This window comes from Janthinobacterium aestuarii (assembly GCF_046113285.1).
Lineage (GTDB): Bacteria > Pseudomonadota > Gammaproteobacteria > Burkholderiales > Burkholderiaceae_D > Janthinobacterium.
The window spans coordinates 5,268,313-5,289,305 of the sequence record NZ_CP142524.1; the positions used below are offsets into that span (position 1 = coordinate 5,268,313).

23 protein-coding genes are annotated in these 20,993 nt (G+C 62.9%); 17 read left to right on the forward strand and 6 right to left on the reverse strand.

Annotated elements, in window-relative coordinates; genetic code table 11:
- The first annotated feature begins 2 nt into the window (after nt 1-2).
- Genes cobU through OX462_RS23630 form a run of 6 tightly spaced genes read left to right on the forward strand, consistent with a single transcriptional unit; the run spans nt 3 to nt 5,645 of the window.
- Nucleotides 3-569: a bifunctional adenosylcobinamide kinase/adenosylcobinamide-phosphate guanylyltransferase gene (cobU, locus tag OX462_RS23605; protein WP_409027207.1), complete on the forward strand. Its 567-nt coding sequence runs from the start codon at nt 3-5 to the stop codon at nt 567-569.
- Nucleotides 563-1,516, forward strand: a complete 954-nt coding sequence (gene cbiB / locus OX462_RS23610) for an adenosylcobinamide-phosphate synthase CbiB (RefSeq protein ID WP_409027208.1) — start codon at nt 563-565, stop codon at nt 1,514-1,516. Before cobU ends, cbiB begins: the two co-directional genes overlap by 7 nt.
- Nucleotides 1,509-2,495 carry a threonine-phosphate decarboxylase CobD gene (gene cobD, locus OX462_RS23615; protein WP_409027209.1) on the forward strand — a complete coding sequence of 329 codons (987 nt, stop codon included), beginning with the start codon at nt 1,509-1,511 and terminating at the stop codon, nt 2,493-2,495. Before cbiB ends, cobD begins: the two co-directional genes overlap by 8 nt.
- Complete coding sequence (locus OX462_RS23620) at nt 2,492-3,391, forward strand: cobalamin-binding protein (protein WP_409027210.1); 900 nt, start codon at nt 2,492-2,494, stop codon at nt 3,389-3,391. Before cobD ends, OX462_RS23620 begins: the two co-directional genes overlap by 4 nt.
- A complete protein-coding gene (locus tag OX462_RS23625; protein ID WP_409027211.1) occupies nt 3,388-4,194 on the forward strand; it encodes an ABC transporter substrate-binding protein in 807 nt (268 codons plus the stop codon). Before OX462_RS23620 ends, OX462_RS23625 begins: the two co-directional genes overlap by 4 nt.
- A complete protein-coding gene (locus OX462_RS23630) occupies nt 4,191-5,645 on the forward strand; it encodes a cobyric acid synthase (RefSeq protein ID WP_409027212.1) in 1,455 nt (484 codons plus the stop codon). Before OX462_RS23625 ends, OX462_RS23630 begins: the two co-directional genes overlap by 4 nt.
- A 66-nt stretch (nt 5,646-5,711) precedes the next feature.
- Here OX462_RS23630 and OX462_RS23635 read toward each other — a convergent pair whose 3' ends face one another.
- Nucleotides 5,712-6,857: a hypothetical protein gene (locus tag OX462_RS23635; protein ID WP_409027213.1), complete on the reverse strand. Its 1,146-nt coding sequence runs from the start codon at nt 6,855-6,857 to the stop codon at nt 5,712-5,714.
- A 206-nt stretch (nt 6,858-7,063) separates the two neighbouring features.
- Here OX462_RS23635 and OX462_RS23640 point away from each other — a divergent pair, with 206 nt between their 5' ends.
- The 11 genes from OX462_RS23640 to yacG all read left to right on the forward strand — a co-directional run bounded on the left by OX462_RS23640 (nt 7,064) and on the right by yacG (nt 17,478).
- Complete coding sequence (locus OX462_RS23640; RefSeq protein WP_230506293.1) at nt 7,064-8,536, forward strand: DHA2 family efflux MFS transporter permease subunit; 1,473 nt, start codon at nt 7,064-7,066, stop codon at nt 8,534-8,536.
- Nucleotides 8,537-8,609: 73 nt separating this feature from the next.
- Nucleotides 8,610-9,806 (forward strand): type II secretion system F family protein, encoded by a 1,197-nt coding sequence (locus OX462_RS23645; protein ID WP_070312904.1) that lies wholly within the window; start codon nt 8,610-8,612, stop codon nt 9,804-9,806.
- A 784-nt stretch (nt 9,807-10,590) separates the two neighbouring features.
- Nucleotides 10,591-11,325: a TetR/AcrR family transcriptional regulator gene (locus OX462_RS23650; RefSeq protein WP_268994178.1), complete on the forward strand. Its 735-nt coding sequence runs from the start codon at nt 10,591-10,593 to the stop codon at nt 11,323-11,325.
- A complete protein-coding gene (locus OX462_RS23655) occupies nt 11,322-12,665 on the forward strand; it encodes an ABC1 kinase family protein (protein WP_409027214.1) in 1,344 nt (447 codons plus the stop codon). The genes OX462_RS23650 and OX462_RS23655 overlap by 4 nt, the downstream gene beginning before the upstream one ends.
- 148 nt (nt 12,666-12,813) lie before the next feature.
- On the forward strand, nt 12,814-13,203 hold the full coding sequence (locus tag OX462_RS23660) for a hypothetical protein (protein ID WP_070219367.1): 390 nt from the start codon (nt 12,814-12,816) through the stop codon (nt 13,201-13,203).
- A 133-nt stretch (nt 13,204-13,336) separates the two neighbouring features.
- Nucleotides 13,337-13,987 (forward strand): DJ-1/PfpI family protein, encoded by a 651-nt coding sequence (locus OX462_RS23665; protein WP_409027215.1) that lies wholly within the window; start codon nt 13,337-13,339, stop codon nt 13,985-13,987.
- A gap of 47 nt (nt 13,988-14,034) precedes the next feature.
- Nucleotides 14,035-14,625 (forward strand): DUF2867 domain-containing protein, encoded by a 591-nt coding sequence (locus tag OX462_RS23670; RefSeq protein ID WP_070219365.1) that lies wholly within the window; start codon nt 14,035-14,037, stop codon nt 14,623-14,625.
- A gap of 285 nt (nt 14,626-14,910) precedes the next feature.
- Nucleotides 14,911-15,780, forward strand: coding sequence for a prepilin peptidase (locus OX462_RS23675; RefSeq protein WP_070219386.1), 870 nt, complete (start codon nt 14,911-14,913; stop codon nt 15,778-15,780).
- Between the two features lie 22 nt (nt 15,781-15,802).
- On the forward strand, nt 15,803-16,450 hold the full coding sequence (gene coaE, locus OX462_RS23680; RefSeq protein WP_409027216.1) for a dephospho-CoA kinase: 648 nt from the start codon (nt 15,803-15,805) through the stop codon (nt 16,448-16,450).
- Between the two features lie 62 nt (nt 16,451-16,512).
- Nucleotides 16,513-17,268 carry a cell division protein ZapD gene (gene zapD, locus OX462_RS23685; protein ID WP_070219363.1) on the forward strand — a complete coding sequence of 252 codons (756 nt, stop codon included), beginning with the start codon at nt 16,513-16,515 and terminating at the stop codon, nt 17,266-17,268.
- Nucleotides 17,269-17,286: 18 nt separating this feature from the next.
- Nucleotides 17,287-17,478: a DNA gyrase inhibitor YacG gene (gene yacG, locus OX462_RS23690; RefSeq protein WP_034785391.1), complete on the forward strand. Its 192-nt coding sequence runs from the start codon at nt 17,287-17,289 to the stop codon at nt 17,476-17,478.
- Nucleotides 17,479-17,481: 3 nt separating this feature from the next.
- On the opposite strand, the gene OX462_RS23695 is transcribed toward yacG, so the two are convergent.
- The 5 genes from OX462_RS23695 to argJ form a co-directional block, all read right to left on the reverse strand.
- Nucleotides 17,482-17,904: a PIN domain-containing protein gene (locus OX462_RS23695; RefSeq protein ID WP_139143048.1), complete on the reverse strand. Its 423-nt coding sequence runs from the start codon at nt 17,902-17,904 to the stop codon at nt 17,482-17,484.
- A gap of 6 nt (nt 17,905-17,910) precedes the next feature.
- Entirely contained in the window at nt 17,911-18,120 is a 210-nt protein-coding gene (locus OX462_RS23700) for a FitA-like ribbon-helix-helix domain-containing protein (protein WP_070219361.1), read from the reverse strand.
- 121 nt (nt 18,121-18,241) lie between these two features.
- Nucleotides 18,242-18,664, reverse strand: a complete 423-nt coding sequence (locus OX462_RS23705) for an NUDIX domain-containing protein (RefSeq protein WP_070312907.1) — start codon at nt 18,662-18,664, stop codon at nt 18,242-18,244.
- Nucleotides 18,661-19,542, reverse strand: coding sequence for an ATP-binding protein (locus OX462_RS23710; protein WP_409027217.1), 882 nt, complete (start codon nt 19,540-19,542; stop codon nt 18,661-18,663). The genes OX462_RS23705 and OX462_RS23710 overlap by 4 nt, the downstream gene beginning before the upstream one ends.
- Complete coding sequence (gene argJ / locus OX462_RS23715; protein WP_070290173.1) at nt 19,539-20,777, reverse strand: bifunctional glutamate N-acetyltransferase/amino-acid acetyltransferase ArgJ; 1,239 nt, start codon at nt 20,775-20,777, stop codon at nt 19,539-19,541. Before argJ ends, OX462_RS23710 begins: the two co-directional genes overlap by 4 nt.
- Nucleotides 20,778-20,993: the final 216 nt, after the last annotated feature.

Genomic DNA, 20,993 nt, shown 5'->3' on the forward strand with positions numbered 1-20,993 from the left:
CCATGACGCGCACCCTGGTCTTCGGCGGCGCCCGCTCCGGCAAGAGCGCCTATGCCGAAAAGCTGGCCCGCGAGTCCGGCAAGGACGTGCTCTACATCGCCACCGCGCAGGCGGGCGATGACGAGATGGCCACGCGCATCACGCATCATCGTACCCAGCGCCCGGCCGGGTGGGTGACTTTCGAAGAACCGCTGCGCCTGGGCGACGCCATCCTGCGGGAAGCACGGCCCGGCAGGCTGCTGCTGGTCGACTGCCTGACACTGTGGCTGACGAATCTGATGTTTTCCGGCGGCGCGACGTATCCGGACGTGGGCGACCTCGCCCTGCCCGAACTGTTCCACAGCGAGCGCGCGCACCTGCTGTACGCGCTGGCCGAAATCGAAGACACCGGCTGCGACCTCGTGCTCGTCTCGAATGAAGTGGGCATGGGCATCGTCCCCTACGGCGCCATCTCGCGCTGCTTCACCGATGAAGCGGGCCGCTTGAACCAGGCCGTGGCCGCCGTGTGCGACAAGGCTGTCTTTGTCGCCGCCGGCTTGCCCCTGTACCTGAAAGGCAGCCCATGCTGAGCGGCCTGTCGCTGCCCATGCTGGCCGCCTTGATGGCGGCCGGCGTGCTGCTCGACATGCTGCTGGGAGAAACGCGCCGCTGGCATCCATTGGTGGGTTTTGGCCGCCTCGCCAGCGCGCTCGAGCGCCTGCTGAACCGGGGCCGTGGGCGTTTCCTGCGCGGCGCGCTGGCATGGGCATTGGCCGTGCTGCCCCTCAGCTATGCCGCCTGGTGGCTGTGCGGCCTGGCCGGGGCGGCCTTGCACGTCCTTTTGCTGTATCTGTGCCTCGGCTTGCGCAGCCTGCGCGACCACAATCAACCGATCGCCGATGCCCTGGCCATCGATGACCTGGACAACGCGCGCCTGCTGACGGCGCGCATCGTCAGCCGCGACACGGCCAATGCCGATGCGGCCAGCCTGGCCAAGGCCAGCACGGAGTCCTTGCTGGAAAACGGCAACGACGCCGTCTTCGGCACCCTGTTCTGGTTTGCCGTGGCGGGCGGCCCCGGTGCCGTGCTTTTCAGGCTGGCCAATACCCTCGACGCCATGTGGGGCTACCGCAATGCGCGCTACGACTGGTTCGGCTGCTGCGCCGCGCGCATCGACGACATCCTCAATTACCTGCCGGCGCGTCTGACGGCCTTGTCCTATGTCTTGCTGGGCAAGAGCATGGCGGACAAAAAAAACGCATGGCACTGCTGGCGCACGCAGGCGCCACACTGGGGCAGCCCGAATGCGGGGCCCGTGATGGCCAGCGGCGCCGGCGCCCTGGGCCTGGCCCTGGGCGGCGACGCCATCTATGACGGCGAGCTGGAACGCCGCCCGCCTTTGGGCGCCGGCCGTCCCGCCGAAGCGCGCGACATCGACCGCGCCTGGCGCCTGGTCGCCGAAACGGCTGTCTTGTGGCTGATCTGGGTGGCGCTACTGGCGGGCCTGTCTTACCTGCGGGAGACCTATCTTGCTTGAACATGGCGGCAACCTGCGCGACGCGGCGCGCGAATACGGCCGGCCGATCGCCGACTGGATCGACCTGTCGACCGGCATCAATCCGCACTGGTATGCGGCGCCAGCACCCGACGCCAACGCCTGGCACCGGCTGCCGGAAGCCGATCCCGCGCTGGCGGCCGCCGCCTGCGCGTATTACGACGCGCCGGCCATGCTGCCCGTGGCAGGCACGCAAGCCGCCATCCAGGCCCTGCCCCGGCTGCGCGCACCGTCGCGCGTGGTGGTGGCCGCGCCCTCGTATGCGGAACATGCGCACCACTGGGGCCAGCACGGCCACCAGTTGCGGCAAGTGCCGTATGTGCAACTGGCCGCCGCCATGGACAGCTGCGACGTGCTGGTCGTCTGCAACCCGAACAATCCCACGGGCGAACGCATCGCACCGGAACTGCTGCTGGAGTGGGCCGGCAAGCTGGCCGCGCGCGGCGGCTGGCTGGTGGTCGATGAAGCGTTTGGCGACACGGAGTCACACGCCAGCCTGGGTCCCCATACGCATCGGCCAGACTTGATCGTGCTTCGCTCGGTGGGCAAATTCTTTGGCCTGGCGGGCTTGCGCCTGGGCTTTGTCGCCGCCCATCCCGCGCTGCTGGCACAGCTGGCCGATATGCTGGGTCCGTGGACCGTCAGCGGCCCGGCACAGCAAACGGCGCTGGCCGCCCTGAACGACACGCGCTGGCAGGAAGCCATGCGCGAGCGCCTCCGCGGCGAAGGCGCCCGCCTGCGCCAGTTATTGGCGGCGCACGGCATCGCCAGCAACGGCACGGCGCTGTTTCAGTGGTGGCCGGAAGCACGCGCCGAAGCGTTCTGGCGCCACATGGCGGAATCGGGCATCTGGGTGCGCCTGTTCCGCCACGCCGCCCACGGCATCCGCCTGGGCCTGCCCCCCGACGAACATGCCTGGCTGCGCCTGCAGCAGGCCCTTACCACATGGAAGCACACATGAAAATCCTGAAAATATCGCTGCTGCTGGCCGGACTGGTCTCGCTGCAAACACACGCCGCCATCACCGTGCGCGACGACGACGGCAATACCGTCACCGTGGAAAAACCGGCGCAGCGCATCCTGGCGCTGGCGCCGCACGTCACGGAACTGCTGTTCGCGGCCGGCGGCGGCGACAAGATCGCCGGTGTCGTCAGCTACAGCGACTACCCGGAAGCGGCCAAAAAACTGCCTCAGGTGGGCGACAACCGCCAGTACGACATGGAACGCATCATCGCCATGAAGCCGGACCTGATCGTCGTGTGGATGCATGGCAGCGCCGAGCGCCAGATCGCCATGCTGCGCCAGTTGAAGGTGCCCATCTATCACAGCGAGCCGCGCAAGCTGGCCGATATCCCCGACAGCATGGAGCGCCTGGGCCAGCTGATGGGCACGGAAAAAATCGCCAGGCCGGCCGCCGCCCAGCTGCGCGCCAAACTGGCCAGCTTGACGGCGCAATACGCGCAGCGCCCGCCCGTGCGCGTGTTTTACCAGGTATGGGACAAACCTCTATATACCTTGAGCGGCGCGAGCATCATCAGCGATTCGATGCGCGTGTGCGGCGGCCAGAATGTGTTCGCCGCGATGAAGGTGGTGGCGCCCGTCGTCACGCCGGAAGGCGTGCTGCAGGAAGACCCGGAAGTCATCTTCGGCACCAGCGAAAAGAGCGACCCGCGCAGCGAAGGCGGCCTGGCCATGTGGCGCGCCTTCCCGTCGATGACGGCCGTGCGCAAAAATAACCTGTTCCGCCTGAATGGCGACCTGCTGAACCGCGCCGGCCCGCGCATGATCGAAGGCACGGCCGCCATGTGCGAACAGCTGGAAACGGCGCGCCAGCGCCGCGCCAAGTCCGCACCATGAGTCACTACCAGCGCATCGCCTGTCTGTCGACGGAGGCCGTGGAGACGCTGTACGCGCTGGGCGCCGAGGACGTCATCGCGGGCATCTCGGGCTTTACCGTGCGTCCGCCACGGGCGCGCGAGGAAAAAACCAAGATCAGCGGCTTTTCGTCCACGAACCTGGAACGCATCCTGGCAGTGGAACCGGATCTCGTGATCGGCTTTTGCGACATGCAGGCCGATATCTGCCGCGACCTGGTCAAGGCCGGCATCGAAGTGCACCAGTTTAACCAGCGCACGGTCGACGGCATCCTGCGCATGATCGCCGTGCTGGCCGCGCTGGTGCAGCGCGAGGAAGCGGGCAAATTGCTGATCGCCAGCCTGCGCGCGGACATCGCCGCCGCACAGGCCCGCGCAATGTCGTGGATGCGCAAGCCCGTGATTTACTTTGAGGAGTGGAACGATCCCCTGATGAGCGGCATCGGCTGGGCGGCGGAACTGATCGCCATCGCCGGCGGCACGGACGCCTTCCCGGCATTGTCCATGCAGCCCGGCGCAAAGGAACGCATCATCGCCGATTCCCGTGACGTGGCCGCACGCGCGCCCGACATCATCCTCGCCAGCTGGTGCGGCAAGAAGTTCCAGCCCACGCAACTGGCGGCGCGCCCGGGCTGGGATGCGATTCCCGCCGTGAAAAACCAGATGCTGTTCGAGATCAAGTCGCCCGACATCCTGTCGCCCGGCCCGGCGGCGATTACCGAAGGGCTGCGCCAGATCAGCGACATCATCGCGCGCTGGCAACATCTGCAGGAGCAGCAGGCATGAAGCTTCCCTTTCCCGTCCTGATGGTGCAGGGCACGACGTCCGACGCGGGCAAGAGCACCGTCGTCGCGGCCCTGTGCCGCTTATTGAAACGGCGTGGCGTGACGGTAGCCCCGTTCAAGCCGCAAAACATGGCCTTGAACAGCGCGGTGACGAGCGACGGCGGCGAGATCGGCCGCGCCCAGGCCTTGCAGGCGCTGGCCTGCGGCATCGCGCCGCACACGGACATGAATCCGGTGCTCTTGAAACCGTCGTCGAACACGGGCGCGCAAGTGATCATCCACGGCAAGGTACGCGCCGAGATGGATGCGCGCGACTACCAGCAATATAAAACTATCGCCATGGGCGCCGTGCTGGAATCCTTCACGCGCTTGCGCCAGCAGTACGACACCGTCGTCGTCGAAGGCGCGGGCAGCCCCGCCGAAGTCAATCTGCGTGCACGCGACATCGCCAACATGGGCTTTGCCGAAGCCGTCGACTGCCCCGTGATCCTGGTGGCCGACATCGACCGGGGCGGCGTCTTCGCCCACATCATCGGCACCCTGGCCTGTTTGTCCGACAGCGAACGGGCACGCATCGTCGGCTTCGTCATCAACCGCTTCCGCGGCGACATCTCGCTGCTTGCGCCCGGCATCGAGTGGCTGGAACAGCAGACGGGCAAGCCCGTGCTGGCCGTGCTGCCCTACCTGCAAGGCCTGTTCCTCGACGCAGAGGATGCCGTCGAAGCGACGCAGGCCGAACGGGGCGCCTTCAAGGTGGTGGTGCCACAACTGCCGCGCATCAGCAACCACACGGATGTCGACGCGCTGCGCGCCCACCCCGGCATCGACCTGCAATTCATCCAGCAAGGGCAGCCGATTCCAGCGGCCGACCTGGTGATCCTGCCCGGCAGCAAGAACACGCGCGGCGACCTGGCCTGGCTGCAGCAGCAGGGCTGGCCCGCCTACCTGGCGAAACACCTGCGCTACGGCGGCAAGGTGCTCGGCATTTGCGGCGGCTTCCAGATGCTGGGGCAAAGCGTGCGCGATCCGCTGGGCGTGGAAGGTGCGGCTGGAGAGTCAGCGGCACTGGGTTTGCTCGACCTGGTGACGGAGCTGACAGCGGAAAAACGCCTGCAGCAAGTCGCCGGCCATTGCGCGTTTGGCGGCGCGGCCGAAGCGCCCGTGTCAGGCTATGAAATCCACATGGGCATGTCGCATGGCGCGGCGCTGGCGCAGCCGGCTTTCGTCATCGACGGGCGGCCGGAAGGCGCCGTATCGGGCGACGGGCAAATCCTCGGCAGCTACTTGCACGGCATGTTCGACACGCCCGCCGCGTGTGCGGCGCTGCTGCGCTGGGCGGGGCTGGACTCCGGCCACACGGTGGACACCGCCGCCCTGCGCGAAGCGAGCCTGGACCGGATTGCCGATGCGGCGATGCCGTTGATGGAGGCATTGGAACGATTGCCGGGCTGATGATGTTGTCGGGTTACGCCGTACCGGCTAACCCGACCTACTCACACAGGCACGTGGCGGCACCTCTTAATTTTTCAGGCATGTGCCCATATACGAGCGGTCGGTCGAAAACTCGACCGCCATGCTCGACGACACCGGCATGAACATCGAGTAATCTGCCGGCACGTCGGCCGGGTCCTTGAACACGGCGATGCCATCGAAATCGACGGCCTGCGCGCCCAGGCCCAGCTTGTTGGCGGTGATGGTTTCCGCATGCGTCTTGCCGGTCGTGTTGTTCGTCAAGGTGGCGGTGTTGCCCGCAATCTCGATCTTGGCGCTGATGCCCGGCGCCGCGCAGGCGTAAGTACCGGCGATTTCGCTGCCGATCTTCTGTTGTTTGGCGGCCACGATGGTACCGACGCGCAGCACGTTTTCCTGGTTGCGGCTGTAGCGGTCGATAAACAGCGCCAGCCCCCGGTCCCCCGCATGCACGTGGACGATGCCGAAATCCTGCTGGCCCTGGCGGGCGACGAGCAAGCCATTCTTCGCATCCTTGACCAGGGTCAGGCTGGCGTTTTCCGCTTCCAGCTGCGGCGATACCGCGGAGCACACGCCTTGCGCATTGAACACGCCGCCATTACACAGTTGCGCGCTGCCATCGGCCGCCACCTTGAGGCTGCCTTTCGGATTGAAACGGTCGCCGCCGTTCGAGGCATTGCGCATGGCCCCCAGGAAAATATAGCTGCCGGCCAGCCTGGCCACGTCGCCCACCGCATAGCCGGTGCCGCTGACGGTCGAGACCATATTACCCAATTTGATATTGCCCGAAAGAAGACGCGTGCGCGCATCGACGGTGACGCTGAAATCCGTTGCCGTGTAGGTGGTGAGATGGCCGACGGTGACGGCGCTGAACGTGCCGCTGCGGTCGCTCAAGCCGAACTGCGTCGACAGCACGCGGATCGCGTAGGTTTTCTTCGCGCTGTCGAACGTGATGCGCCACGTGTCGCCGATATCGGCCGCCACGTCATACACCGTCTCGTCCGCATTGGCGCCGGCGATCACGGCCAGGCCAGCCTGGGCCGCGACCGCTTGCGAGGCGACCGTCACGGGATCGGCGACGGGCGTGACCACGACGGGCGGCGTGACTGGCGCTTCCGGCGTACCGCCATCGCTGCCGCCGCCGCAGGCGGACAGGGCGGCGCTCAGGGCAAGGAAGGTAAGTGCATTTTTCATATTGCATGACTTTCGGGAAGGAGGGGCGGGAACTGCCGGAAAACACATGCTAGCCTTGCCAGTAATCTATTGCCATGGAACAAATGTTCCATGGACGATGCCCCCGGCGCACTGCCAGAATGAATGGCGCGGGCGGCACGCGGGCGCCATTTATGTGACAATTCATCGTACTGTCGGCTCCGTCTTACCTCCTCAGGCTCGCATCCATGACCAGTTCCCCGATTAAAAGCTACCTTCCCTGGGTGGTCGCCACCGCCCTGTTTATGGAGCAACTCGACTCCACCATCGTCAACACCGCCATTCCCGCCATGGCCGCCAGCCTGCATGTGACGCCGCTGAGCCTGAAGGCCGTCGTCACCAGCTACATCCTGAGCCTGGCCGTGTGCATTCCCATCAGCGGCTGGATGGCCGACCGCTTCGGCACGCGGCGCGTGTTTTCCGCCGCCGTTGCCATCTTTACCATCGCCTCCATCCTGTGCGGCCTGTCCGTGAATGCGCCCATGCTGGTGGCCGCGCGCCTGCTGCAAGGGGTGGGCGCGGCCATGATGATGCCGGTGGGCCGGCTCACCATCATCCGCACCTTTCCCAAGTCGCAATTGCTCGCGGCCATGAATTTCGTCATCATCCCTGCCCTGATCGGCCCCCTGCTGGGCCCCACGGTGGGAGGATTGATCGTGCACTGGCTGTCGTGGCGCGAGATTTTCTTCGTCAACGTGCCTGTCGGCCTGGCGGCGCTGTACCTGGCGCACCGCTACATGCCCGACTACTATGGGGACAAGCCCCGTCCGCTGGACCTGATCGGCCTGGTGCTGTTCGGCACGGGCATCGCGCTGCTGTCGTGGCTGCTCGAAATCTTCGGCGAACACCGCATCGACGGCACTTCGTTTGCCGTGCTGCTGTTCATTTCCATCAGCCTGCTGGCCGCGTATGCCTGGCATTCGAGCGAAGTGCTGCACCCGCTGCTGCGCCTGACCCTGTTCAAGATCCGCACTTTCCGCGTCTCCGTGGTGGGCGGCTTCGTCACGCGCCTGGGCGTGGGCGGCCTGCCCTTCCTGTTGCCGCTCTTGTACCAGCTGGGCCTGGGCTTGCCCGCCTGGCAATCGGGCTTGCTGATGATGCCGTCCGCGGCCGCCGCCATGGGCATGAAATTCATTTCCGCGCGCGTGCTGGCACGCTTCGGCTACCGCCAGGTGCTGATCGTCAACACGGTGCTGATCGGCATTACCATCGCCATGTTTTCGCAGGTGGGCGCGGGCACGCCCCTGTACGTGATTGTCGCCATCAGTCTGTGCATGGGCTTTTTCAATTCGCTGCAGTTTTCCAGCATGAACACCATCGCGTATGCCGACGTCGACAAGAGCGACTCCAGCATGGCCAGCACCATCGCCAGTTCGATGCAGCAACTGTCGATGAGCTTTGGCCTCGCCTTCGGCTCGCTGATCACGGGCTGGTACCTGGGCGACATGCCGCAGTCGGACCGCGCCATGCTCAGCACGGCCCTGCACCACGCCTTCCTGACCCTGGCCGCCCTGACGGTGCTGTCCTCGCTGACCTTCTGGACCCTGCGCCGCGACGATGGCGAAAGCATCAGCAAGGGCACGGACAGCGACGAGGACGATGCGGCCGACGTGAAGGCCCAGGCCGTTGTGCAGACGGAAGTGCAAACCACAAAAAGCTGAGCCACATCAAGCCTGCCGCCAGCGCCGCTGGTGCTTTTGTCCGGCGCTGCTACCGTGACGGCAGGAGGTGCACATGGCGGCCGAACGGCGCTTTGCGTGGAAGGGCACGGACCGCCATGGCAAGGCGGCCGAAGGCGTCTTGCGCGCCGCCGACGCCGGCGCAGCCACGGTCGCGCTAAGACGCCAGGGCATCCTGGCCACCCGGGTGCAGGCTGCGCGCAGCGCGCCCGGCAAGGCCATCACGCGCAAGGATATTGCCCTGTTCACGCGCCAGCTGTCGACCATGATGGCGGCCGGCGTGCCGCTGCTGCACGCCTTCGACATCGCCGGCAAGGGGCACGCCAAACCCGCGATCACCGAGCTGATGCGCGACTTGCGCCACGACATCGAAGCGGGCAGCAGCCTGCAGCAAGCCTTCCGCCAGTTCCCGCTGCTGTTTGACGAGCTGTATTGCAACCTGCTCGCGGCGGGCGAACAGGCCGGCATCGTGCAGGACTTGCTGGCGCGCCTGGCCACGCACCAGGAAAAGGCCATCGCCTTGCGGCGGCAGGTGCGCGGCGCGCTGATGTATCCGCTGGTCATCGTACTCGTCGCCATCGTTGTCACGGCCATCATCATGAGCGTGGTCGTGCCCGCCTTCCGCCAGGTCTTCGACAGCTTCGGCGCGCCCTTGCCGTTGCCCACCCTGGCCGTCATGGGCGTGTCCGCCTTTCTGGTCCGCTACTGGCTGGCCTTGCTGGCAGCGCTCGTGCTCGCTTGCGTGCTGCTGCACCTGGCCTGGCGCCGCTGGCCCGCCTTAAGGCGCAACACGCAACTGCGGGCACTACGCCTGCCCGTGTTCGGCCCGCTCCTGCGCAAGGCGGCAATCGCCCGCTGGACGCGCACCCTGGCCGCCATGTTCGCCGCCGGCGTGCCGCTGCTCGACTCGCTGGGCCTCGTGGGCGCCGCCTCCGGCCACGCGCTATACCAGGAAGCGACGACGCGCATCGAGCGTGAAATCCGCGCCGGCGGCGGCCTGGCCCTGGCCATGGAACACAGCGGCGTATTTCCCCCGCTGCTGACGCAACTGGCCCTGATCGGCGAGGAGTCGGGCGCGCTCGACGCCATGCTGTCGCGCGCGGCCGAGATCATCGAGGCGGACATCGACGCCACCGTGACCACGCTTTCCACGCTGCTGGAACCGGCGCTGATGGTGGTGCTGGGCGTGCTCGTCGGTTCCCTCGTGATCGCCCTGTATTTGCCGATTTTCAAGTTGGGGACCGTGATTTGACTGCGCGCCTGTAGGTTCTCAGTGATGAGACATGATGGAAGCGTTCGATGAGTCAGGACTCGGTGCAACATGCCGTATCACGATGAGCATTCGAAGCCGGGCTTAGATGTGCCGATGCCCAAATCAATGTCGCCAGTCCTCATGCATCTCCAGGGACGGTGTCCGAATCGACTACGTAGCCGCAAGAATGTGGTTCTTACGAGCTACTGAGCAGAGCCATGCCGTCGCCCGGTATTACTTAGACTCACATGGCGCGTTGCCGCTCGCCTACTGGCACCGCCCTGGCATCATCAAATCGAAGCCTCGGGTTCCACGTCCGGAATCGCACAAATCCCTGAGTCAGAAGCCGTGCCGAGGCGCGGCGCTGCCAAGTTCCGTGGATTGCCACCGACACCCGGCATGAAGCCATGCTTGGAATACATCGACCTCTCTATCAAATAATAGCCATTGACTATGCAATAGATGTGCAATATATTAAATGAATAGATAGTAAGTATCGTATATTCATATCAAGATGTGGGGCATGAGGTAATCCTCGAGGATGGATATGGCAAATACAGTGGTCTGGTTCACGTACTTGTCGGGGCTTGCACGCGTCTTCTGTGGCGTCGTCAAGTTCAAGAGGCACGTGGCTGCACCTTTCTCGCAAGACATTCTATGAATGGATATTTTGTAGCTGCGGGGGCAACGATCGGCCTGCTCGCCGTCGCACTTCTTACATGGTTGGGCCAGACTTGATTGTTTTGCCCCGCCCCGACATTCCACTCTTTTTCAAATTTCGATCATGCGTACTTCCAAAGCCCAACAAGCCAAAAACCATCGGCTGATCATTCAGACCGCAGTGGACCTGATGACCCAGCATGGGTTTGAGGGCACCACGATGAAGCAGATCGCACGTGCCGCCGACGTGGGTGATGCCACCATCTACAAATACTTCCCGACCAAGGAGAAACTGGTAACCGCCTACTTTCAGCAAGCAATTGCAGACGCAGTGGCGCAGGCCGACAAGACGCAGGGACAGAACGAATTTTCGCTGCAGGAGCGCCTGCAACTGGTGATCGAGAGTCTGCTGGAAGGTTTGCTGGCCGACCGCGAATTTGTGGGTCTGGCGCGCGGCATGGTGCAGCGCGCGCCCACGCTGCTGTTGGGCGAGCAACTACCCGGCAAGCCTTTGCTCCAGCAAACCTTTCTCCAGATGCTGGAGCAGGCCGAGACGACCGGTGAAATCGTGCCTTGCGGCTTCAAGCCCAGCCTGGCCGGACTGTTGGCCGACTATGTGTACGGCGTCATTGCGTACTGGCTGCGCGACACCTCCGAGCAATTTTCCAACACCACGCAAATGGTCGATTTAAGTTTGGGCGTGCTGGTGTTAGCCTTGCGCAGCGGCCTGGTGGACAAGCTGCTGGAGCTGGGCGGTTTCATGGTGCGCAGCCAGCTGGCGCGCCTGATGCAAGACGGCAATGGCTTGCTGGACCTGCTGCAATTGGCCCGCCGCGGCCTGGGCGGGGCACGCTCATGAGGCCCACGACCAGGACGAACAAGGTTTCGCAGTTGCCGCGCACCGGACGTCTTTCGCGTGGCGCGATTGTCGGCATGGCAGTGGCGCGGGCCGGGCTGACCCACCTGGGCCATAAGGCCAAGTCGATGACGCGCGACGATGCGAAAACGGAACAGGCCCGCGTGGCACATGAGGCGGAACTCGGGCGCATCCTGTTTGCCGCGTTGAACCAGCTCAAGGGCACGGCACTCAAAGCCTCGCAGCTGCTCAGCATGGAATTAGGCTTTCTACCCGAGGGCATGCGCCAGGAACTGGCCCGCGCCCACTACCAGGTCACGCCGCTGAACCGCGCGTTGGTGATCAAAGTGATGCGCCAGGAGTTTGGCCAGGATCCGCAAGCCCTGTTCCAGCAATTCGATCCGATCGCCTTTGCCGCCGCCAGTCTGGGTCAGGTCCACGCCGCCATCATGAGCGACGGTATGGCAGTGGCCGTCAAACTACAATACCCCGGAATGGCGGACTCCATTGGCAGCGACATGCGTATGCTGCGCAGCCTGCTGCAAGCCTGGGGGGAACGCTCGGAGATGATGCCCAAAGCCGATATCATCGCGCGCATGATGGATGACATCGAACAGAAACTGGCCGAGGAACTGGACTATTTGCACGAGGCACAGACCATGCAATGGTTTGCACAGCATCTCACGCTGCCGGGCCTGGTGATCCCCCAGCCGGTAATGGACCGCACCACACGCCGCGTGCTGACCATGCAACGCCTGCCGGGACTGCATCTCAACGAATGGTTGCTGACCGAACCCGATCAAGCCGCACGTGATCAGGCTGGTCAGTTGCTGTTTGACGCCTTCTTTCATTGCACCTTTGTGCTGCACCGCTTGCAAGCCGACCCGCATCCGGGCAACTATCTGTTCATGCCGGACGGCCGACTGGGCCTGCTGGACTTTGGCTGCACCCGCACGCTGGCCGCTGACTTTTGCCAAGCGCTCAGCGCGCTTTGGTCGGCACAGTTGCGCACCCCGGCGGACCACAGTGCCATGCATCAGGCCTATCGGGACTTGGGCCTGATTGGGCCGAATCTGAATGAGCAGGACTTTTGCCAGCAACTGCTGCCGGCAATGGCCGAGCGGCATGCCTGGCAGAAGTTGCCGTTTACCGTGGCGGTGTATGACTTTGCGCAACACCCGCCATACCCACGTCCATCAGCCGAGCATCAGCGCCAGGCACTTCAGCACCTGCAGTCCTTGCCGGAGGAACTGCCCTACGTAGACCGGGCCTATTTAGGTCTGATCCAGCTTCTCAAAACCCTCGGTGCACGTGTGCGCACCGCCAACGCCTGGATTCGTTAAATGCATACCACGTTTCCGCCTCCGCGATGCGCGGTCTTCATCATGCCTGGCAGCAGCCGTGCCGCGCTTGCGCAGTATCGCCACCACAGTTCAATCACCCGCCTTGAAACCACCAAGCCTATCGGCAACGCTCTCGAAAAGGAAAAACATGTCCAAGTCTGCGTATAGCGCCAAAGTATTCGCCATCTACTTGTTCGTCGTTGGGCCAGTGTTAGTCGTCGCGCCGAACTTCTTGCTGTCGATCTTACAAATGCCGCCAACCTCCGAGGTCTGGATTCATTTGCTTGGCGTTATTGTATCCATGATTGGCGTCTATGCGTGGGTCGCAGCCAAGCACGAAAACAAGCCGTTTCTGGTAGCGTCGGTATACACGCGCCTCTTCGTGTTCGCGGCCTTCACGACCTTCGCTGCCATAGGCCTTGCCAGCCCAATGATCGTTTTTTTCGGCGTCGCAGATCTGCTTGGAGGAATGTGGACCTACTTCGCACTGAAAGCCGACGCGCAGTCGGCAAGAACTGTCCTGGCGGGCCAGCACTGAGCCCCCCTCCAATCAGGAAAAGAAGTTCCTCCCAAACAGATATTTGACGGACTTAGTCACAACTGCGGACGCAAAAAAAAGTGGTGCTCGTCCGTGGTCTCATTTTGAATCAACGCAAACGGCGGAGCGCAACATGAAGAAAATAGTCATCGTGATTTTTGATCATTTCACCGATTTGGATTTATTCCTGATGTGGGACATCCTTGGGAGGAATAAGACGGATTGGCAAGTGAAGATATTGGGAACAAAGGAAGCGCATCAATCCGCAAACGGTCTGATTATCAAGACCCACGGGTGCATCAGCGAAGCGAATGACGCAGACCTTGTATTGTTTTCCAGCGGTAAAGTTGGCGTGAAAGGCGCTATCGCCGACCAGGATTTCATGCGTGCATTTTCCCTGAATCCAGATACGCAGCTCATCGGATCGATCTGTGCCGGCTCCTTCATTCTTGCCAAGTTGGGTCTGCTGGCAAAGGGGCCAGCCACGACTCATCCCGATGCCAAAGAGGAACTGCAAGCCCTGGGAATTGAGGTTCTCGATTTGCCCCTGGTATGCGAAGGGAACGTGGCGACCGCAGGCGGCTGTTTGTCTGCCGTGTATCTGATCGCTTGGGCCGTTGAGGCCTTGTTCGGCCGGGACAAACGTAAAGAAACACTCAGAGAACTTATTCCGGCCGGCCAAAGCGCAATCTATGAACGACTAATTGATACGAGTATTCGAGACGCCATTGCCCCGAAAGCAGGCGTTGGCGCAATATTAGACGGAGCATGCCGGCCCATGTAACCACGGTGCAAGCACTTCATCCGCCAGTGCACGTTTGCAAACTTGGAATGCGCGCCAATCAAAACAACCGCAGTCCGACCGTCACTCACTTTACAGAGAGCGTTTTATTCATGACAAACGAAGCAAACAAAGTCTTCCTCATTGCCGCACCGGCAGCAGCCATGTCGGCGTCAGGATTGACGCGCATTGATTTCTCCGACGGCTATTCCGGTCAGGGGGATCGAACCTACGTGGACGCCGAACAAGCGGGGCGCGCCGTGTTCGCTGAACCGCATTGCATGCTCACCTGGCTCATTATTCTGCGCAATGGAATCGTCGCACCGTTGGGACTAAAGAAAAGTATTAGCTTTAGCGATCGCGGGCTGGGCAAGATTGGCATGTTTCCGATTATTTCAAGTACGGGCACTGAAGTCGTCGTCGGTGGTGACGACAAGCATCTGGATTTTCGGATCTGGATAAGCATTCAACCGAGTCTGAAAGGATCGGAAGTGACGATTTCAACCTTGGTTAAAATAAACAATCTCTTTGGAAGAGTTTATTTGTTTATCATCATGCCGTTTCATAAGCTCCTGACTCGCTCGCTGTTGGCGCGCGCGGTCAACCGGCGCGACAAGGTGCACCGTAAGCCAGAAAGGTGACCTCATTGTTGCCGCCAACCGAATATTGACCATCTAAAGGCAGCGCAGGAGTTTCCAGCGTCCGGTTTGCGGGACAGCCTCCGCAAGCCGGGTGACAAACCCACACATCGGTGAGCGACTGGAAGAATTCGATCCACGCGAAAACTACGGCCGCCATGCTGGCCCGACGTCATCCCTCGACCAGAACCCTGCGCAAAACATCCCCATGTGCTGGCAGATGTTTTACACTGCGGCAGTGCCAAGCAATGTTTGCGCGGCAATATCACCACCTCAGACAACGCCACCATGCTGCAAGATACCCTGCTGTTCGCCGCGCCCGGCAATTTGCCCGTCGCCCTCGTCGCCGCCCTGTTCGGCCTGATCGTCGGCAGCTTCCTCAACGTGGTGATCCACCGCGTGCCGAAAATGATGGAGCGCGACTCCGCCAATTACGTGGCGGAAGAAAGCGGCTTGCCCTTGCCGCACACGGACCGCTACAACCTGATGCTGCCGCACTCGAACTGCACCGCTTGCGGCCACCGCATCACGGCCATGGAAAACATCCCCGTCATCAGTTACCTGCTGCTGCGTGGCAAATGCAGCGCCTGCAAGGCCCCCATCTCCGTGCGCTATCCGCTGGTGGAACTGCTGACGGGCGCGCTGTCGGCCCTGCTGATCTGGCATTTCGGCAGCGGCTGGACGGGCCTGGCAACGCTCGTGTTTGCCTGGCTGCTGATCGCCATGACCTTCATCGACGCCGACACGCAAATGCTGCCCGACGACCTGACCTTCCCCCTGCTGTGGGCCGGCTTGCTGGTCAATATCAACGGCACTTTCGTGCCGCTGCAGGACGCCGTCATCGGCGCGGCCGCCGGCTACCTGGCCCTGTGGGCCGTGTACTGGGCCTTCAAGCTGGCGACAGGCAAGGAGGGAATGGGCTATGGTGACTTCAAATTGCTGGCGGCGCTCGGTGCGTGGCTGGGCTGGACCATGTTGCCGACGATCATATTGTTGTCGTCGGTGGTCGGCGCCGTGGTCGGCATCGGCCTGATCGTGTTTGCCAAGCGGGGACGCGACAAACCGATTCCCTTCGGCCCCTACCTGGCGGCGGCAGGCCTGATCGCGCTGCTGTACGGCACGCCCCTGTCGCGGCTCACGCTGGGCCTGACCGGCTGACCGGCCCCTTATGGATACACACATGCAATTACAAAACGCCCCCTATTTCAGCGTCGGACTCACCGGCGGCATCGGTTGCGGCAAGAGCACGGTGGCCGACCTGTTCGCCGCGCGCGGCGCCTCCATCATCGATACCGATCAGATCGCGCACAGCCTGACGGCGCCCAATGGCGCGGCCATGCCAGCCCTGGTGGCGGAATTTGGCCCCGGCTACGCCGATGCGCGCGGCGCCCTCGACCGTACAAAAATGCGCAACCTCGTGTTTTCCGACGCCGCCGCCAAGGCGAAACTGGAAGCCATCCTGCACCCGCGCATCCGCCAGGCGACCCTGGAGGCGGCCGCCGCAGCAACGGGCAGCTACGTGATCTTTGCCGTGCCCCTGCTGGTCGAGTCCGGCGGCTGGGTGGAGCGGGTCAACCGCGTACTGGTCATCGATTGCCTGGAAAGCCTGCAAGTGTCGCGCGTGATGGCGCGCAATGGCTTGTCGGAAGAACAAGTCAAAGCCATCATGGCCACGCAGGCCACGCGTGCCATGCGCCTGGCGGCGGCGGACGATGTGATCGACAATAATGGCGATTTGGCGGCCCTGGCGCCGCAGATTGCCCAGTTGCACGATTTATATCTGGCATTTTCAAAAAGAATGGCTGGAATCGGGCCGCAACGTTTGTAATTTGTCGACGCTTGGTTCAAAATCACGGGATTGTTTGCAGGTCCTTACTTAAGGGAATTATTTTGATTGTCTACGAATACCCTTTCAACGAACGCATACGTACCTTGTTGCGGCTGGAAGACCTGTACGACAAATTCAAGTTCTTCATCCAGCAAGAGCATGCAATGCAGCATCATGTTGCTTTGGCAACTATTTTCGATATGCTTGAAGTGGCCGGCCGCGCCGACCTGAAGTCCGACCTGCTGCAGGAACTCGAGCGCCAGCGCCAGAGCCTGCTGGGCTACCGCAGCAATCCGAACGTGGAGCCGGAAACCCTGGACGCCATCCTCGGCGAACTCGACAGTGTCAGCGGCGCCCTGGTGGCGGCGCAAGGCAAGACGGGCCAGAATATCCGCGACAATGAATGGCTGATGAGCATCCGCGGCCGCACCATCATCCCGGGTGGCGCCTGCGAATTCGACTTGCCCTCGTACTTTGCCTGGCAAAAACGCAGCTGCGAGCAGCGCCTGACCGATATCCACGCGTGGTTCGCCCCGCTGGCACCGCTGTTCGACGCGCTGGCCCTGGTCTTGCGCCTGCTGCGCGATTCCGGCGGTCCCGTCAAGCTGATCGCCAATGGCGGCAGCTACCAGCAAATGCTGCAAGGCAAGGTGTATCAGATGCTGCGCCTGAGCCTCGATGAAAACAGCGGCGCCATCCCGGAAATTTCCGCCAACAAATACATGCTGTGGGTACGCTTCACTACCCAGGGCGGCGACTTGAAACCCAAGCCGCTGGAAGAAGATGTACCATTCGAGCTCACGCTCTGTAATTTTTAACTGTTACTTATTTGCCCCATCATGACCGTCGTTAACTGCCCTACCTGTGCCGCCAAAGTCGAATGGACTGAAGCCAATAAATACCGCCCCTTCTGCTCGGAACGCTGCAAGCAGATCGACCTGGGCGCCTGGGCCGAAGAGAAATACACGATCCCCGCCGCCGACCCGTTCGAAGATCCCCTGGCAGACGAAGACAACAAGCCCCAGTAAGCTTCATTTGAATGGATTTTCCAGGCGCAGCCCCTGCGCCGCGAAACTGTCGAGCCTGCCGCTGACCACCGTCAAGCCATAGGCGATGCCCATCGCCGCGATCTGTCCATCGACGCCATGCGCGTGACTACGGCCATGCAGACGCGCGCACACGAGCGCGCAATCGAGGTCGAATTCCAGCAGCCGCGGCGCATATTCCGCCAGCACGGCTTCCAGCCAGCCTTCCAGCGCCAGTGCTTCCAGCGCCGCTTCGCGCCGCCAGCTGCACTGTATGCCTGCGCGCAATTGCGCGATCACCTGCACCGGCACATAACGCAACTCCGGCGCTACCCGCTCGAAAAAATCGGCCACGCCCGCCGGCGCAGCACTGCCCTTGCGCGCCGCAACGATCACATCCGTATCGACCAGGTAGGCGGGCATAGGCATGGAGCATCAGGGGCGGCGCTCGAAATCCGCGTCCAGGCCCACGTCGGGCATGCCGCGCAAAATATCGTCGAGCGGGCGCTTCGGCAAGGGCCGCAAGGCGCTGCGCAGGATGTCGCGGTGCTCGTCTTCGATGCTGCGCCCATGCGCGCGGGCACGCTTGTGCAAGGCGGCGATCAGCAATTCATCGGTATCGGTAAAGGTCAGTGTCAGCGGCATGCGAGACTCCCCCGGTGCTTGATGAAAGCACTGTAGCGCAAAGCGCGCGCGATACAAGGAAAGTCACAGCAAAGCTTGCGCCAGCATGCAGCATGGTGCTGCCCACCGGCACAAGTGGAGATCAGGCAGGTATCAGGGATTCCCGGCGTACCTCGTCGAGCCATTCCAGCAGGGGAATGGTGGCCGGCAGCAAGGGTTCCACTCCGACCGTACCCTGCCAGGCGAACGCCTGCCCTTCCAGGCTTTGCGGCTCGCCGCGCCAGTTGCGGCTGATATAGAAATGCAGGCGCACATGGGCGTGCGGATACACATATTCGACGCCGCACCAGGCTTCGGCGCTGTCGATGTATAAACCCAGCTCCTCGACAAACTCGCGCTTCAAGGCGTCCAAAATGGCTTCGCCCGGTTCGACTTTACCGCCAGGAAATTCCCAATAGCCATCATACGGCTTGCCGGCCGGACGCTGGCCCAGCAGCACGTCGCCATTCGGTTTCATCAGGATGCCAACGGCCACATCGACCGGTTTCACTTTCATCTCGCTCATTGCGGCAGCTTTCCCGCAGGTAGTTTCCCAGCATAATCGCGCGCGAATTGCCACGCCACCCGGCCCGAACGCGAACCGCGCTGCAAGGCCCAGCGCAGGGCGTCGCCGCGCGCTTGCGCGATCTGTTCCGGCGTGCAGCCGAACGAAGCGAGCCAGTGCGCCGCGATGTCGAGATAATCGTCCTGCTTGAACGGGTAGAACGACAGCCACAGGCCGAAGCGCTCGGACAGCGAGATTTTCTCTTCCACCGTCTCGCCCGGATGCAAATCGCCATCGTCGTCCGTCTTGTAGCTGCTGTTGTCCGACATGCGTTCGGGCATCAGGTGACGGCGGTTCGAGGTGGCGTAGATCAGCACATTGTCCGATTGCGCGGCGATGCTGCCGTCGAGCGCCACTTTCAGCGCCTTGTAGCCGCTTTCGCCCTCTTCGAACGACAGGTCGTCGCAAAAGATGATGAAGCGCTCGGGACGCGCCGCCACCAGGTCGACGATGTCGGGCAAGTCGGCCAGGTCCGCCTTGTCCACTTCGATCAGACGCAGGCCCTGATCGGCAAACTGGTTCAGGCATGCCTTGATCAGCGACGACTTGCCCGTGCCGCGCGCGCCCGTCAGCAGCACGTTGTTGGCGGGGCGACTGGCGACGAACTGGCGCGTATTCTGCTCGATCTGCGCTTTTTGCGTGCCGATGTTATGCAAGTCATCCAGGGCGATGGACGACACGTGCGCCACCGCCTGCAGATGGCTGGCGGCACCCTGCCGCCGGCGCCAGCGGAAGGCAAAGCTGTTCCAGTCGGTCGCCGGCAAGGCCGGCGGCAAGATCGACTCCAGGCGCGCCAGTACCCGCTCGGCGCGGATCAGGAATTGATCGAGGGCGGTCATGAGCGGTAGTCGGCGTTGATCGACACGTAGTCATGCGACAGGTCGCACGTCCACAGGGTAGCCGTGGCATCGCCGCGCGCCAGCTTGACGCGGATGGTGATTTCGCTTTGCTGCATCACGCGCTGGCCATCCTGCTCCTGGTAATCGGGGTTGCGGCCGCCATTCTTGGCCACCCACACGTCGTCCAGGTACAGGTTCAACTGGCCCACGTCCAGGTCGTCCACGCCCGCGTAGCCGATGGCGGCCAGGATGCGGCCCAGGTTCGGGTCGGAGGCAAAGAACGCGGTCTTCACCAGCGGCGAATGGGCGATGGAATAGGCGATCTTGCGGCATTCTTCCACGTTGCGGCCGTCTTCCACGGTCACCGTCATGAATTTGGTGGCGCCTTCGCCGTCGCGCACGATGGCTTGCGCCAGGAAAGTCGACAGTTCGGTGACGGCCGCCGCCAGTTCCGCATAATGCGGCGAATCGATGGAATCGATGACCAGGCTGCCGGCGCCCGTGGCTACCAGCATGAACGAGTCATTCGTGGACGTATCGCCGTCGATGGTGATGCAGTTGAACGACTTGTCGGCCGCCTGTTTCACCAGCTGGTCCAGCACGGGCTGGGCCACGGTGGCGTCGAACGCGAGGAAACCCAGCATGGTGGCCATGTTCGGCTTGATCATGCCGGCGCCCTTGCTGATGCCCGTCAGGGTCACCGTGTGGCCACCGATGGTGACCGTGCGCGAACCGGCTTTCGGCTGCGTGTCGGTGGTCATGATGGCTTCGGCGGCCGAGAACCAGTTATCCGAAGTCAGCGCGGCCACGGCTTGCGGCAAGCCGGCGACCAGACGCTGCACGGGCAGCGGTTCGAGGATCACGCCGGTGGAAAACGGCAGGATTTGCTGCGGCGTGCAGCCCAGCAGCTCGGCCAGCGCGGCGCAGCTGGCCTGCGCGTCGGCCAGGCCCGATTCGCCCGTGCCCGCATTCGCGTTGCCGGTGTTGACCAGCAGCGCGCGGATCGGCGCGGCGCCGGCCGTCACTGCCGCCAGGTTGGCCTTCGAGATTTGCACGGGCGCGGCGCAGAAGCGGTTCAGGGTAAACACGCCGGCCACGGTGGCCGTCGGCGCCAGTTTCAATACCAGCAAATCCTTGCGGTTGGGTTTCTTGATGCCGGCTTCGGCAACACCGATTTCAATGCCGGCGACGGCTTTCAAGTCGGCGGCGACGGGCTTGGGAGAATTGACGGCCATATGAGTTCTTCTGCGAGGGAAAAGGGAAGCGCTATTGTAGCGCCTTCGCGGCGCGGGTGAACATGCGGCAAGTGAATAGTCGCGCCAGCCACGGCGGCGTCGAGACGGGCCGGTGGTGCGGCCAGGCTTGCGATTTATCAGAACCATGCCGCCTGGCGGCGCTAAGGTATGGGAATGGATGATGGCGAGCCTTGCAACCGCACCGTCCAGGGAAGG